Here is a 12,781-nt window from a genome sequence, read left to right as displayed (position 1 = left end):
CGGGGCGGCGGCGCGATTCGCGGTCCGCAGCCCGTCGTTCGCGTGCTGCACCCGTCCCTGCCACCCGTCACCCGCGCTCGGTGTGCTGCCCTGCGCCGGTCAGACGGTCGAGCTGTCCACCAGGTCCGGGTCGCCAATTTCCTCGCTGTCCGTGCGGCCTGTGCCGCCCGTGGCGCCTGAGCCGTTCAGCAGCCCCATGACCGAGCGGACCGCTGCCCGCCCGGCCCGGTTGGCGCCGATGGTGCTGGCGGACGGGCCGTACCCGACGAGATGGACGCGCGCGTCCCGTACCGCACGGGTGTCCTCGACACGGATGCCACCGCCCGGCTCGCGGAGCTTCAGCGGGGCCAGATGGTCGACGGCGGCCCGGAATCCGGTCGCCCACAGGATCACATCGGCCTCGGCCGTACGACCGTCGGCCCAGACCACCCCGCCCGGCGTGATCCGCTCGAACATGGGGAGCCGGTCGAGGACTCCCTCCTCACGAGCCCGCCGGATGGCGTCGTTCACCGGCAGCCCGGTCACGCTCACCACGCTCTGCGGCGGGAGCCCGCGCCGTACGCGCTCCTCCACCATGGCCACGGCGGCCCGCCCCTGCTCCTCCCCGAAGAGGCCCTCCCGGAACACCGGGGGCCTGCGCGTCACCCAGTACGTCGCGGCCGCCACCTCGGCGATCTCCATCAGGTGCTGGGTCCCCGAGGCCCCGCCGCCGACCACGACCACCCTCCGGCCGGCGAACTCCCCGGGCCCCGGGTAGTTCGCGGTGTGCAACTGCCGGCCCCGGAAGGTGTCCTGGCCCGGATAGCGCGGCCAGAACGGCCGGTCCCAGGTGCCCGTCGCGCTGATGAGCGCACGCGGGGCGTACGTACCCTCGGACGTCTCCACCAGCAGCCGGCCGGCCTCTCCCTCGCGCACGGCGCTCACCTCGACAGGACGGTGCACCCGCAGGCCGAAGCGTCGTTCGTACGCGTCGAAGTACTCGCCGATCACCGCGGACGAGGGGCGGCTGTCATCGGCGCCCGTCAGTTCCGTCCCGGGCAGGGCGTGCATGCCGTGGACCTTGCCGTAGGTGAGCGACGGCCAGCGGAACTGCCAGGCGCCACCGGGCCGTGGGGCGTGGTCGAGCACGACGAAGTCCCGGTCGGGCTCCAGCCCGGCGCGGCGCAGGTGATAGGCGGCGGACAGCCCCGCCTGCCCGGCGCCGATCACGATCACGTCCAGCTCACGCAACCCGAAGTTGTTCACGCTTCTACCAACTGTGACGGGGCCCTGGATCTTCCCGGCGCGCGACGGGGACCGGCGGCGACAGAATGGGGCCATGCCCGACTCCTTCACCACGCACGTGCTGAGCATCGCCACCGGACGGACCGAAACGGTCACGGACCTGACAGGGGACTGCGAACAGTTCCTCGCCCGCACCGCCCACGGCAGGGACGGCCTGCTCAACGTCTTCGTGCCCCACGCCACCGCCGGAATCGCGGTGCTGGAGACCGGGGCCGGCAGTGACGACGACCTCCTCGCCGCCCTGCAGACCCTGCTGCCCGCCGACGACCGCTGGCGCCACCGCCACGGCAGCCCCGGCCACGGTCGCGACCACGTGCTCCCCGCCTTCGTACCGCCGCACGCGACGCTGCCGGTGATCGGGGGGCGGCTGGAGCTCGGGACGTGGCAGTCGGTGTGCCTGGTGGATACCAACATCTCGAATTACAACCGTCAGGTGCGGTTGAGCTTCTTCGGATAGTGCGTGGCTTCGGTGGGACTGTGGAGGGGAGTCCGACCGCTCCAACTGAGTGGTGCGTGTCGATGTGATTTGATCCGGCTTCCGTCCGTGCGGCACCGCTCCTCGTCGGTGCCCGGCCGTGACGCCGTCGGCATCCCGCGAACGTGGAGGGAGACGGCGCCGAGCCCCAGCAGGCGGCCCGGCTTCGGGTTGCGCTGATGGCGGGCAGCGACGTCCCCAGAGCCGCCCGGATGGTCGCCGAGCTCCAGGAAATCAGCCCTGAGTTCGTCTGCGCGTGGGAACTCCAGGAGGTCGCCCCCTGACACGGCTGCGGCCTGCTACCGGATGATTACGAAACGCGTCGCGAGCGAGGTGGCACCTGGGTGAAGGTCATGCGTCCCAGGGGCTGAGTGTTCGAGCTGCGAGCCCAGTCACTTCTTCGTGCAGCCAACGGGCGCCCTGTAGTTGGCCTTATGAGTAGCTGGACGGATTTGGCCGGGAAAGCGTCCGGGGAAGAATAAGCAGCACGATTTGCGACCGACTGCTTCCGCGCCACTGCCAGCATCGACGCGTCAAGATCCTCCCCGACGCATTCGTACCCGAGTTCCGCGAGCCGGATCATGACGCGTCCGGTACCGCAGCCGGCGTCCAGCACCCGCGCTCCGACAGGCACGAGAGCTGCACAGAACCCCGCCTCACTGTGCACGTTCTTGCCGCTACGGGCCAGGGAGCGATCACAGCCAGAAACGCGGGGTCACTCATGCGCCCATCTCACCCGCACTTCTGTCAGAACGTCTTGGGCATGCGCCCTACTCCCGTGGGACTGGGCCGGCCAGACCGTTTTCCCAGGCCCAGGCGGCGATGCCCACCCGGTTGCGGGCCTTCAGCTTCGCCTGGACGTTCGCGATGTGGGTCTTGGCCGTGCCCGCTGCGATGAAGAGCTTCTCGCCGATCTCGGCATTGGTGAGGCCCTCGGCGACCAGCCGGGCAATCTCCTGCTCCCGGACGGTGAGAGGCGACAGAGCCGTGGGCGCTGCTGGGGCGGGGGCAGGGGCGAGGGTCTGGAGCAGGCGGACCGTGATCTGGGGGCTGATGAGGATGTCCCCGGCCATCGCCGCTCTGACACCCTCGATCAGCAGCCCGGGGCCCGAGCGCTTGAGCAGGAACCCGCAGGCGCCGTCGTGCAGTGCCGTGCGTACGTAGTCGTCGTGGTCGAAGGTGGTGACGACGAGGACACGCATCGGGTTGGGTACGTCCGGGCCGGCGAGGCGGCGGGTAAGTTCGAGGCCGTTCAGGACCGGCATGCGGATGTCGGCGAGGGATCAGGTCTGGGCCCAGGGTGCGGGCGAGGTGGACGGCGGTGAGGCCGTCCGCCGCCTCGCCGGCCACGGTCATGTCGGGCTGCGAGCCAAGAATCAGGCGGAAGCCGCTGCGTACGTCCTCCTGGTCGTCGGCGATCAGGATGCGGGTCAGGCCGAGGGGCGTCGTCATGAGGTCTCCTTCGGGAGCGTGGCAGGCAGGACGGCGGTAACCTGCCAGCCGCCGTCGCCGTGCGGCCCCGCCGAGAGGGTTCCGCCGAGGGCCTGGGCATGCTCGGTGAGTGCGGGGAGGCCGAGGCCGCCCCGCCAGGCGCGGCGGCGGGCCGGGGCGGGGCGGGCGCCGCGGTCATTGGTGACCCGGATCTCCACGGTGGTGGCGGTGTGGGTGAACGTGACGGTGGCGCGGGGGGCGTCAGGGGCGTGCCGGCGGATGTTGGTCAGCGCCTCGACGACGATGCGGTACGCGGCGGAGCCCGCCTCGCGGGAGAGCGCCTCCGTGGCCGGGGGAGGCAGGTCCAGATGCGCCTCGGTGGCTCCCGCTGAAGTGAAGTCCACTATCAGCGAGGGCAGTTGGGACACATCGGGGAGCGGCTCGGTGGCGGGTGCCTCCCGGCCGTGCAGCATCTGTACGGTCCGGTCCATCGCGGCCAGTGCGCTCAGGCCCGCCTTTTCGATGCGTTCCAGGGCGAGCACCGTGTGGGAGGGGTCGGTGGAGGCGACGAAGCGGGCCGCCTGGGCCTGGACGACGATCCCGCTGATGTCATGGGCGACGAAGTCGTGCAGGTCGCGGGACAGCTGAAGACGCTGGGCGCTGCGGGCCTCGGCCACCGCGCTGCGGCGACGCAGTTCCTGGCGGCGGGGGTAGGCGCCGGCCACCAACGCGGCTACGGGAAGCAGCCAGAAGGTGGCGATTCCGATGGATTCCAGGAAGGGCTCACCATCGACCAGCGGCAGCGGCCAGAGGGTCACCGCAAGGGCGGTCAGCGGGAGGGCCGACTTGAGTTCGCGCAGGGGTGACCAGCGGGTGACCACGGCCAGAAGGAGCAGCAGGACGGCGGTCTCCGCCAGCTTCCAGCCGGAGTCGAAACCAGCCTTCGGCAGAGCGAAGCTGGTGGTCAGGGAGAGGACCGCGCAGACCGTGGTCGGGCGGGCGAGGCGGCCGAGCCGCTGACGAACTGCGGCACGGGGGCGGGCAACGGCCCACACCAGCGTGCCTGCGGCCGCGAGCGACGGTAGAGCGCCAAGCACCTGGACGACCGGGCCGGTTGATTCCCACATGGTGATCAGCGTACGGATGTGCGATGTGGCGGGGCTCTCTGCCGAACGGCACAGGAGGGCCGGGCGGCGGCGCGATCTTTGTGCCGATCGGCGGATGGGATCGAGGCGCACCAGAGGAAAAGCTTGAGCCGTTCAGCCGACTACGGCAATACAAATACCCTGCAAAGCATGGGAGTTCATTATGCGCAACGCCGCAATCGGCGCTACAGCAGCCGTCGCCGTCCTCGCCGGGCTGGTAGCAGCCGGGCCCGCCCCTGCAGCCCCGGCTGCGTCCGTCGAGAAGAAGTCGGCGAAGACCGCGAGCGTCCATGGGGAAGCGCGAATCTCCTACATCGAGTCGATCAACGACGACATCCGCTTCACCATCCATGCCGAACAGACGCCGTTCACCCGGCCGGTGCCCCCCAAGGCTCCCGAGGGACTGTCCACAGATGCCCGGGGCACACTGAACTTCTCCCATACCCCCCGGGGCGGAGCCATGGGGTGGGCGGAGGCCCAGGTGGACTGCCTGGTCACCAGCGGCCGGACGGCGACCCTGACCGCAGTCGTAACGAAGTCGAACGTAGAGGAGATCGGCGCCCGGCTGGGCATCAGCGTCCAGCAGGGCGGGAAGGGCGAGCCGGACCGGCTCGGCTTCTCCTGGGGGGTGGTGAACGTCGACCCCGAGCACGTCGACGAGAACGGCCAGCCCTTAAGGCCGCAGGTCGGTACGTGTATGGCCCCCGCACCGTTCACGACCGTGATCAAGGGCGGCTTCAAGGTGGTCCACGCCGAGATCACCAAGTCTCCCGAGCAGCCCGGGGCGGCGATCCGCCGTGGCTGACACCCTGGCCGTCGAGACGCCCGTACAGGCCGCGCCGCAGGTCCCCCGTTCCGTCCGCCTGGCGGCGCACGCCGCCGCAGTGACCGTGGTGCCGTCCGGGCTGTGGCGGATCGCCATCGCCCTGGGGTGGGACTCCGGATTCACCGATGAGGTCCTTCGCCCGGAGAACTTTCCCGGCGAAGGATCCCCCTGTCTGATCGGACTCAGCCTGTTCGCCGAGGCGCTCGGGTTGCTCACCCTGGGCCTGGTCCACAGATGGGGCGAGGAACTTCCGCGCTGGGTACCGGTCCTGGGCGGCCGGAGAATTCCCGTATCGGCCGCGGTGATCCCTGCCTCGCTCGGTGCGGCGCTCGTCACCCTCATCACGTTCACCGGTGCGTTCGGCTGGAACGACGCGGACAACATGGGCGCCGTCGGATCACCCGACGGCGCCCACTACTGGCTGATGACCGCCTGCTATCTGCCACTGCTGGCATAGGGGCCGCTGCTCGCGGTAGTCACGGTGGCCTACTGCCGACGTCGGCGTCGGGGTCGCTGAGTCCGGCCGTAGGCAGGGCCTGGAGCATGTGCTCGGGCCGTGCTCCGGGGGAGCGATCAGCCCGCGCGGACAGGCTGGGCCGGACTGGCGAGCGGGGCAGGAGCAGTGAACAATCCTTCGGATCTCGACGTGTAGACGCGCGGGCGTTACCAGAACGTGAAAGTGACCCGGCATGAGCGGCTGATCGCGAAGGGCGTCGTCCGGCTGGACCTGGACCACTACCCGGAAGTCCTGGTCCGCAAGCCCAGGGCCTTTCCCGGCTCCACGGTTCTCGAACAGGCCCGCTCTGCAGGCAGGTTCACCCCTGTCCACGATGCCTGGTGGGACCAGGCTCGCAAGATCCATGGCGAGCGGGACGGCACCCGGGCCCTGATCGAAGTCCTGCTGCCGGGGCGGCATCTGCCCCACGAGCATGTCGTGGCCGGCCTGGCCGCGGCCCTGCGGGCCGGGGCCATGACCGCCGACGCGGTTGCCCTGGAGGTCCGCAAGGCTGCCCGCTCATCGCGGCTTTGGACCGGCCGGCTCCGGATGACCCCAAAAGGTTGACAGGGGCATGACTTCTGTCTAGTTTCCTCAACGGCTGCGGTGTCACATCAGACCCCCCGCCCCCGGGAGGATGCACATGGCCGCATCGTTCGTCACTCATCGCGCCCTCGACGGTGGGACGTACCACCTGGAGGGCGACGTCGACCTCCAGTCCCCGTGCACGTCGGCCGTCGAGGTGGTGGCCGGTGGCCGGCTGGTCGAATTCACCGCCGGGCCGGCCTCTCTGGGGGACGATGTCGCCGCCTCCCTGGGTATCGGGTCACCCGAATCCGAGCTCACCTTCCAGAAGGGCACCCTGCGCATTTTCCGGTCGGTCGAGCGCGAGCCGCGCTCGGGGCTCGTGGAGCGGCCGTCGCTCGTCGTGTGGCGTGGCGAGCGCCACTCACTCGTGACCCGGCTGTACGGCATGGGCGTGGCCGAGGTGCTCGGGCTGCTCCGGTCGGTGCGTATCGGGGAGAGCGAGTACGGGCTCACCCTCCAGCCGGATCCCTCGGCCGGAAGCGCCTTCGCGCGTCCCGCGACGCTGATCAAGGAGGTGCCCGGCCTCGGGCTGCTGGAGCTGTCGCGGCGCACGAAGGAGCACACCGCCCAGCTCCCGCCCTGGAAGGGGGTGGCGGTCGCGTCCGGCGAGCTGTTCCGCGACACGCTCTCCGACGGCAGCCCGTTCTTCGTGCTCGCCTCCACCGCGATCTGGGCCACGGTGGTGCCACTGGCGTCGACTTCTGTCGAGCGGGTACCCGATCTCGTCGGGCGGCTCACGCTCCGGCACGCCGGGTGATCCGCCGGTGATCGGTTTCTACGGCGGGCTGACCGCCTCCCTCGTCATCCTGACCCTGCTCATCGGCGCGGGCTCCCACGCCGTCACTCCGGCTGCGCTGGGCGACGCGCTGTGGGAGCACGGCGTGCTGGGCCCGCGGCTCCGCCGGTTGGCGGCCGTCATGGTGCCGGTCGCGGAGGGCGTCCTGGGGGCGGCCGGCGCGGCCGCCCTCCTGACGGGTCACCAGCGGGGGCTGCAGACCGTACTCGTCGCGGGGGCCGCCCTCTTCGGGCTCTACGCCGCCTACACGCGGCACGTCCTCGCCCTCGGCCGAGGAGGGCCGTGCGGCTGTTCCGGCCGGGACGTGCCCCTGAGCCGCTGGGTGACCCGGCGGGCCGCGGCCCTCGCCGTGCTCGCCATAACCGGCGCCGCAGTCGTCGGGGCCGGCCCCGTGCGGCTCTCCACCGCGGAGCTGATCACGCTGGTGCTTGCAGCTCCCGCCTGCACAACGCTGCTGTGGTACCTGCCCGCTGCCATGCACGAGCCGACCGCAGCGTCCGTCCACCTGCCAACGAGGGCCACTGCTCACGAGCAGGACAAGACCACCGTGCACCGGACCGCCGAAGGAGTGCCAACGCGATGGATTTCACCACCAGCGCCCTGATTGCCTCGTGGGCGGCGATCGCGCTGCTCGCGCTGGTCGTCTCGGGACTGATCAGGCAGGTGCACCAGCTGTCACGAACGCAGCCGCACCGCCCCGGGCGAGTGGGCATCGCCCCCGGCGCACAGGCTCCCGGCCTCGATGCGGCCCGGCCCGGTCCGGCAGGGCTCGACGGCCTCCTGACACCGGGCCGCGCCGCGCTGCTGCTCTTCCTCGACGCGGACTGCCGCACCTGCGTCCAGGTGCTCGCCGAAGCCGGCGCCTGGACGGTCCGCCAGGGCGACGCGGCCGCCCCGCAGGTGCTCGGGCTCTACGCGGGCGCCGGGCCGCAGGCCGGCGAGGGCGCCGTCCCGGTCAGGGACCACAGTCCGGAGCTGTTCACGGCCTACGACATCCCCGCCACCCCCTACGCGGTGGCCATCGATCCGGAACTCCGGATCGTGCGTTCCGAGCCGCTCGGTTCACCCACCGCGCTGCTGCGGCTGCTCGACGACATCGCACCCGCAACGCCGAGGAGCCAGACGTGACTTCACTGGACGACGTGCCCACGCTGCGCCGCTCAGGGAGCGGTGGCCGCCGCTCCCGGACCGGGCGCGGGGCCCTTCCCTCCTTCGCGCCGTCCAGGCGCACCGTGCTCCAGGCGGCGACCGCCGCGGGCTTCGCCGCGCTGGGAGTGTTCTCCGCGGCCCGGGAGGCGTACGCCGACGGATACGAGATCTGGACCGGCGCATGCCCCAGTTACGCCGAGGACCACAACTGCTCCCCGGGCTGCGGGCCCAGCACCATCTATGCCGACGCGTGCGTGACCTCGGGGACGAACACCGGCTTCCACCGGACGGACGGAGTCACCTGGACCCTGCGGCCCAACCAGTGCTACGCCGGTACCTACGACGGCTGGCTGTGGCGCTACAGCGCGGCTTGCGGCAGTTGCGGCTGCGGTATCGAGCGGCGGTGCCACGACGGGTACCGCAGCACCGGCTCCGGCTGGGTGAAGTCCATCTGCCGCTGGACCACCGACTGCGACTGCCCCGGCTCCATCACCTGGCCGACCATCGGCCGCGGCGCCACCGGGCCCGACGTCTTCACGATCCAGCATCTGCTCACCCACCACGGTCATCCCACGGATGTCGACGGCATCTTCGGTACGGACACGGAGGCGAAGGTCGAGGCGTTCCAGTCGGCGAGCGGACTCAGCCCCACGGGCAGCGTCAGCGCGGCGACCTGGCCGGTCCTGGTCGTCACCGTGCGCCAGGGAGACGTGAACGACGCCGTACGGGGCGCGCAGCGGCAGCTCAACAAACACGGCTCCGCACTGACGGTCGACGGCAACTTCGGTTCGCTCACCCGGCAGGCCGTCGTCTCGTTCCAGTCCCTGCACGGCCTGACCGTCGACGGCGTGGTCGGTCCGAACACCTGGCTCACACTGACCGGGACGGTCTAGGTGGGCGAGTCCGTCCGTCCTGCGGACCGGCCGAGCGGCGCCCGTGCCGTACGGGCGCTGCTCACCGACCCCGTTCTGCCCGTGGCGGCCCTGGGGATCGCGGTGATCGCCGCCGTCCTCCACGCCCCCGTCCTGACCTGGGCGATCACCGGTGGTCTGGCCGGCTACTCGCTCTCCGGCTCCGTTTGAACGCGTAACAGCGCATTCGCGCTGGCCTCGCCAGGTTGGCGGGCAACGTACAGACAGGCGCTGGTCCTCGGCGTGTTCACCTGCGGTCTGCTGGCCGGCGGGGTGCTTTCCGCCGGGGTGCTGTGGCTCGTGTCCGGTCTCTTCACGCCGGTTCCGGCCGGCGTGCGGCAAGGGCTGATCGTGGCCGTCGCGCTGCTCGCCGCGCTGCGCGACGCGGGCAAGCTGTCGCTGCGGCTGCCGCAGAACGCCCGGCAGATACCGCAGGACGTCCTGCGGCGTCATCTTGCGCGCGGAGCCCTGCAGTTCGGCTTCGAGCTCGGCACGGGCGTGCGCACCTACGTCTCGGCGAGTGCGCCGTACGCGATGGCGGTAGCAGTGCTCCTGTCCGGGGGCTCCTACGCGCCCGCCCTGGCCGCCGGACTCGGCTTCGGAGCCGGCCGGGCACTCACCCCGGCCCTGCGCAGGCTCTCCGGGGGCGGGGAGCGCTGGGACGACCGGCTCGCGGGGCGGCTGAGCGGCATGACCGTCGTGTGCTCCGTGCTGGTCGCCGCTGTCGCCTGCGCGGTCCGGCAGTAGCGTGCCCGCCCCGCCTTACCCGCCCGCCCGGTCCGGGACCGGACACCGCATTTCACTCAGGTCACTCAACTCCCTTTAGTTACAGGCATGTTGATTCGAAGATTTGGTCCTGTGGCCGATGGTGATGGTGTGGACATGCCAGGGAGTGGGGGGCCAAACTCACCTCAGCCCTCTAGCGGGGAATCGGAAATGACTCACAACGGAGGCGCCATGTTGAGGCGTACGATCCAACTTGCTCTATCGCTAGTCATGATCATGGCGGCAACGATCGGGGGGGTGCTGGCCACCGCCGCCCCGGCCCAGGCCGACGAGTGCTACAGCTGGGGCCGCACCCTGTCCGAAGGCATGTCGGGCGCCGACGTGACCCAGCTGCAGATCCGGGTGGCCGGACATGTCGACTACGGCGAGATCCTCTCCGTCGACGGCAACTTCGGCCCGCGGACCAAGGCCGCGGTCGTCAAGTTCCAGCAGGCGTACGGCCTCGGAGCGGACGGCATCGCGGGTTCTCAGACATTCAGCAAGATCTACGCACTGCAGGACCCGGACTGCACCCCCATCCACTTCACCTACGCCGAACTGAACAACTGCAACTCCGACTGGTCCGGTGGTGCGGTCAGCGCCGCGACGGCCAAGTACAACGGCCTGCGCACGATGTGGAGGCTGGAGGCCCTGCGGCACGCGCTGGGAGACGTGCCCATCGTCGTGTCCAGCGGATTCCGCTCCACGGCCTGCAACAACGCGGCGGGCGGTGTCTCGAACAGCCGGCACCTGTACGGTGACGCCGCCGACCTGATCGGCAGCCCGTCGTTCTGCCAGCTCGCCCAGCGGGCTCGCTACCACGGCTTCGGCGGCATCTACGGCCCCGGCTACCCGAACCACAACGACCACACCCACGTGGACGGAAGCACCAGCCGCTCCTGGTCGGCCCCCAACTGCGGGGTCTGACCGGCACGTCGCCACCGCACCCGCACCCGCACAGCAGCCCGCCTTCCCCGGGCCGGACTCCGGCCCGGGGGAGGCGGGCCCGTACCGTCCGCAGGGTGCGCGGCCGATCAGGCTCCGACTCCGGCCACGGGCAGGCGCCGCCCGTGGCCGAACCGGAGCAGACCTGCTGAGCCGCTGCCCCTCACTCTCCCCCCGCATTCGAGTAGGAGTGAACCGATGTCCTCCCGGATCCCCTGGCGCGCCCGCGCCGGAACTGCCCTGCTGGCGGTGCTCGCCGGTATCGGCGCGTTCGCCGCCCCCGTCCCCGCCCAGGCAGATTCCCAGCCCGAGAGCCTGCAGAGCGTCACCTACCACGGCTACCGCATCGAGGTGCCCGCCGACTGGCAGGTGGTCGATCTGGCCGAGAACCCGCGCGCCTGCCTCCGGTTCGACAGACCCGCCGTCTACCTGGGTGAGCCCGCCGAGCAGAACGACTGCCCCGCCGGAGTCGTCGGCCGTTCGGCGGGCATCGTCGTGGAGCCCATCACCGCCCGCTCCGCCGGCCAGGCGACGGCGGCGACCGCACGGACCCAGCGCGGCAAGGCCATCGCCCCGACTGCCGCGACCAGCAACGGCACCATCCAGATCGCGGTGGAGGACGCCGGCGTCCTCGTGACCGCCGCCCACACACCGGAGACCGAGAACCTCGTACGCGGCGTCCTCGCCTCGGCCGAGCTCACCGGCGGCGCCGAGCGCACCGCGCTGCCGGCCGCGGCCCAGCGGTCCGACGCCACCCCTCTGGCCGCGGCCGGACCACAACCCGGCAGTTACCTGGGCAAGGGATTCGACGCCTGCACCGCGCCCTCGCAGGCCGCAATGAACGCCTGGCAGACGAGCTCGCCGTACAGCGCGGTCGGCGTCTACATCAGCGGCTCGTTCCGCGGCTGCGCCCAGCCGAACCTGACGGCGAGCTGGGTGACCAGCCAGACCAACAACGGATGGCATCTGTTCCCCATCGACGTCGGCCGCCAGGCACCGTGCACCGGCTTCTCGCTGAAGATGTCCGCGGATCCGGCCACGGCCAAGTCCCAAGGTGTCACCGCGGCGGCAGGCGCCATCACCGCCGCGTCGAACCTCGGCATCCCGGCGGGCAGCGCCATCTACAGCGACATCGAGGCGTACACCTCCACAACCTCCTGCAAGGCGGCCGTGCTGTCGTACCTGTCGGGCTGGACCGAACGGCTGCACAGCAGCGGCTATCTGTCGGGCTTCTACTCCAGTGCAGCGTCCGGCATCAGGGACGCCGCAAGCGAGTACAACAACAGCGCCTACACGCGGGTCGACCACCTCTTCTACGCGTGGTGGAACGGCGCGGCCGACACCAACACGGGTTCCTACGTGCCGTCCACCTCCTGGTCCAACCACCAAAGGATCCACCAGTACGTGGGCGAGGTCACCGAGTCCTACGGCGGCTACTCGATCAACATCGACCGTGACTACCTGGACGTCGGCAACGGCACCCCGCCCACGCCCACCTGCACCGGGGCGAACCTCGACTTCACCGCGTACACCACCGTCCAGAGCGGCTCGACCGGAGACCGGGTCAAGGCGACCCAGTGCCTGCTCAAGGCCGCCGGCTTCGACCCCGGCACCCCGGACGGGATCTTCGGGCCCGCCACGACCACCGCCGCCCGGAACTTCCAGACCAGCAGAGGGCTCACGGCGGACGGTGTGGTCGGCGCGAAGACCTGGACGGCCCTGCTGTCCCGCGGATCCACCACGACCATCCAGAGCGGCTCGACGGGAGAGGCCGTCACCCGGCTGCAGCGCGCCCTGACTGCCGCGCTCGGCCGGACGGTTGCCATCGACGGCATCTTCGGCTCGGGCACCGCCCAGGCCGTACGCGACTACCAGTCCTCGCGCGGGCTGGGCGCCGACGGCATCGTCGGCCCCGCCACCTGGGGCGCCCTCCAGTCGGGAAAGTGAGCAGGCAGATGAACAGGAATGTG

Annotated in this window: 15 protein-coding genes and 2 pseudogenes; 13 read left to right on the top strand and 4 right to left on the bottom strand. The window is 70.9% G+C overall.

What is annotated here, in order from left to right; genetic code table 11:
• Positions 1-99: 99 nt before the first annotated feature.
• Positions 100-1,230: an NAD(P)-binding domain-containing protein gene (locus OG524_RS04310; RefSeq protein ID WP_405393321.1), complete on the bottom strand. Its 1,131-nt coding sequence runs from the start codon at positions 1,228-1,230 to the stop codon at positions 100-102.
• 88 nt (positions 1,231-1,318) lie between these two features.
• On the opposite strand from OG524_RS04310, the gene OG524_RS04305 reads away from it, so the two are divergent.
• Both OG524_RS04305 and OG524_RS04300 read left to right on the top strand, forming a co-directional pair.
• The gene (locus tag OG524_RS04305) at positions 1,319-1,741 is read left to right on the top strand and encodes a YjbQ family protein (RefSeq protein ID WP_405392275.1); all 423 of its coding nucleotides are present in this window, start codon (positions 1,319-1,321) and stop codon (positions 1,739-1,741) included.
• A 143-nt stretch (positions 1,742-1,884) separates the two neighbouring features.
• The gene (locus OG524_RS04300; RefSeq protein ID WP_405392276.1) at positions 1,885-2,043 is read left to right on the top strand and encodes a hypothetical protein; all 159 of its coding nucleotides are present in this window, start codon (positions 1,885-1,887) and stop codon (positions 2,041-2,043) included.
• A 215-nt stretch (positions 2,044-2,258) separates the two neighbouring features.
• Here the strand turns inward: OG524_RS04300 and OG524_RS04295 are convergent.
• The 3 genes and pseudogenes from OG524_RS04295 to OG524_RS04285 all read right to left on the bottom strand — a co-directional run.
• Positions 2,259-2,447: pseudogene (locus tag OG524_RS04295) on the bottom strand (class I SAM-dependent methyltransferase); the annotation flags it as partial.
• Positions 2,448-2,529: 82 nt separating this feature from the next.
• Positions 2,530-3,211 (bottom strand): annotated as a pseudogene (locus OG524_RS04290) (response regulator).
• The gene (locus OG524_RS04285) at positions 3,208-4,317 is read right to left on the bottom strand and encodes a sensor histidine kinase (protein ID WP_405809131.1); all 1,110 of its coding nucleotides are present in this window, start codon (positions 4,315-4,317) and stop codon (positions 3,208-3,210) included. The pseudogene OG524_RS04290 and the gene OG524_RS04285 overlap by 4 nt, the downstream one beginning before the upstream one ends.
• 181 nt (positions 4,318-4,498) lie before the next feature.
• Here OG524_RS04285 and OG524_RS04280 point away from each other — a divergent pair, with 181 nt between their 5' ends.
• The 11 genes from OG524_RS04280 (at position 4,499) to OG524_RS04230 (ending at position 12,758) form a co-directional block, all read left to right on the top strand.
• A complete protein-coding gene (locus OG524_RS04280; protein WP_405809129.1) occupies positions 4,499-5,140 on the top strand; it encodes a hypothetical protein in 642 nt (213 codons plus the stop codon).
• On the top strand, positions 5,133-5,618 hold the full coding sequence (locus OG524_RS04275) for a hypothetical protein (RefSeq protein ID WP_405392279.1): 486 nt from the start codon (positions 5,133-5,135) through the stop codon (positions 5,616-5,618). The genes OG524_RS04280 and OG524_RS04275 overlap by 8 nt, the downstream gene beginning before the upstream one ends.
• A gap of 222 nt (positions 5,619-5,840) precedes the next feature.
• Complete coding sequence (locus OG524_RS04270; protein WP_405809127.1) at positions 5,841-6,224, top strand: hypothetical protein; 384 nt, start codon at positions 5,841-5,843, stop codon at positions 6,222-6,224.
• 76 nt (positions 6,225-6,300) lie between these two features.
• Complete coding sequence (locus tag OG524_RS04265) at positions 6,301-7,002, top strand: hypothetical protein (RefSeq protein ID WP_405392281.1); 702 nt, start codon at positions 6,301-6,303, stop codon at positions 7,000-7,002.
• A 7-nt stretch (positions 7,003-7,009) separates the two neighbouring features.
• Complete coding sequence (locus tag OG524_RS04260) at positions 7,010-7,645, top strand: MauE/DoxX family redox-associated membrane protein (RefSeq protein ID WP_405809125.1); 636 nt, start codon at positions 7,010-7,012, stop codon at positions 7,643-7,645.
• Entirely contained in the window at positions 7,621-8,169 is a 549-nt protein-coding gene (locus tag OG524_RS04255; protein ID WP_405392283.1) for a hypothetical protein, read from the top strand. Before OG524_RS04260 ends, OG524_RS04255 begins: the two co-directional genes overlap by 25 nt.
• Complete coding sequence (locus OG524_RS04250) at positions 8,166-9,083, top strand: peptidoglycan-binding protein (protein ID WP_405809123.1); 918 nt, start codon at positions 8,166-8,168, stop codon at positions 9,081-9,083. The genes OG524_RS04255 and OG524_RS04250 overlap by 4 nt, the downstream gene beginning before the upstream one ends.
• Positions 9,084-9,272, top strand: a complete 189-nt coding sequence (locus tag OG524_RS04245) for a hypothetical protein (RefSeq protein ID WP_306069138.1) — start codon at positions 9,084-9,086, stop codon at positions 9,270-9,272.
• A gap of 72 nt (positions 9,273-9,344) precedes the next feature.
• On the top strand, positions 9,345-9,848 hold the full coding sequence (locus OG524_RS04240; protein WP_405809121.1) for a hypothetical protein: 504 nt from the start codon (positions 9,345-9,347) through the stop codon (positions 9,846-9,848).
• 210 nt (positions 9,849-10,058) lie between these two features.
• The gene (locus tag OG524_RS04235) at positions 10,059-10,793 is read left to right on the top strand and encodes a D-Ala-D-Ala carboxypeptidase family metallohydrolase (protein WP_405392287.1); all 735 of its coding nucleotides are present in this window, start codon (positions 10,059-10,061) and stop codon (positions 10,791-10,793) included.
• Positions 10,794-11,009: 216 nt separating this feature from the next.
• Positions 11,010-12,758: a glycoside hydrolase domain-containing protein gene (locus OG524_RS04230; protein WP_405392288.1), complete on the top strand. Its 1,749-nt coding sequence runs from the start codon at positions 11,010-11,012 to the stop codon at positions 12,756-12,758.
• Positions 12,759-12,781: the final 23 nt, after the last annotated feature.

It is taken from the genome of Streptomyces sp. NBC_01520, assembly GCF_045040375.1.
Taxonomy (GTDB): Bacteria; Actinomycetota; Actinomycetes; order Streptomycetales; family Streptomycetaceae; genus Streptomyces.
Note: the sequence above shows the minus strand (reverse complement) of the source record. Positions and strands in the feature narration are given on the sequence as shown.

Excerpts from the sequence above, each read along its gene's own strand:
- OG524_RS04265 (WP_405392281.1), top strand. The coding sequence starts at position 6,301 with ATGGCCGCATCGTTCGTCACTCATCGCGCCCTCGACGGTGGGACGTAC.
- OG524_RS04305 (WP_405392275.1), top strand. The coding sequence starts at position 1,319 with ATGCCCGACTCCTTCACCACGCACGTGCTGAGCATCGCCACCGGACGG.
- OG524_RS04230 (WP_405392288.1), top strand. The coding sequence starts at position 11,010 with ATGTCCTCCCGGATCCCCTGGCGCGCCCGCGCCGGAACTGCCCTGCTG.
- OG524_RS04255 (WP_405392283.1), top strand. The coding sequence starts at position 7,621 with ATGGATTTCACCACCAGCGCCCTGATTGCCTCGTGGGCGGCGATCGCG.
- OG524_RS04280 (WP_405809129.1), top strand. The coding sequence starts at position 4,499 with ATGCGCAACGCCGCAATCGGCGCTACAGCAGCCGTCGCCGTCCTCGCC.
- OG524_RS04235 (WP_405392287.1), top strand. The coding sequence starts at position 10,059 with ATGTTGAGGCGTACGATCCAACTTGCTCTATCGCTAGTCATGATCATG.
- OG524_RS04285 (WP_405809131.1), bottom strand. The coding sequence starts at position 4,317 with ATGTGGGAATCAACCGGCCCGGTCGTCCAGGTGCTTGGCGCTCTACCG.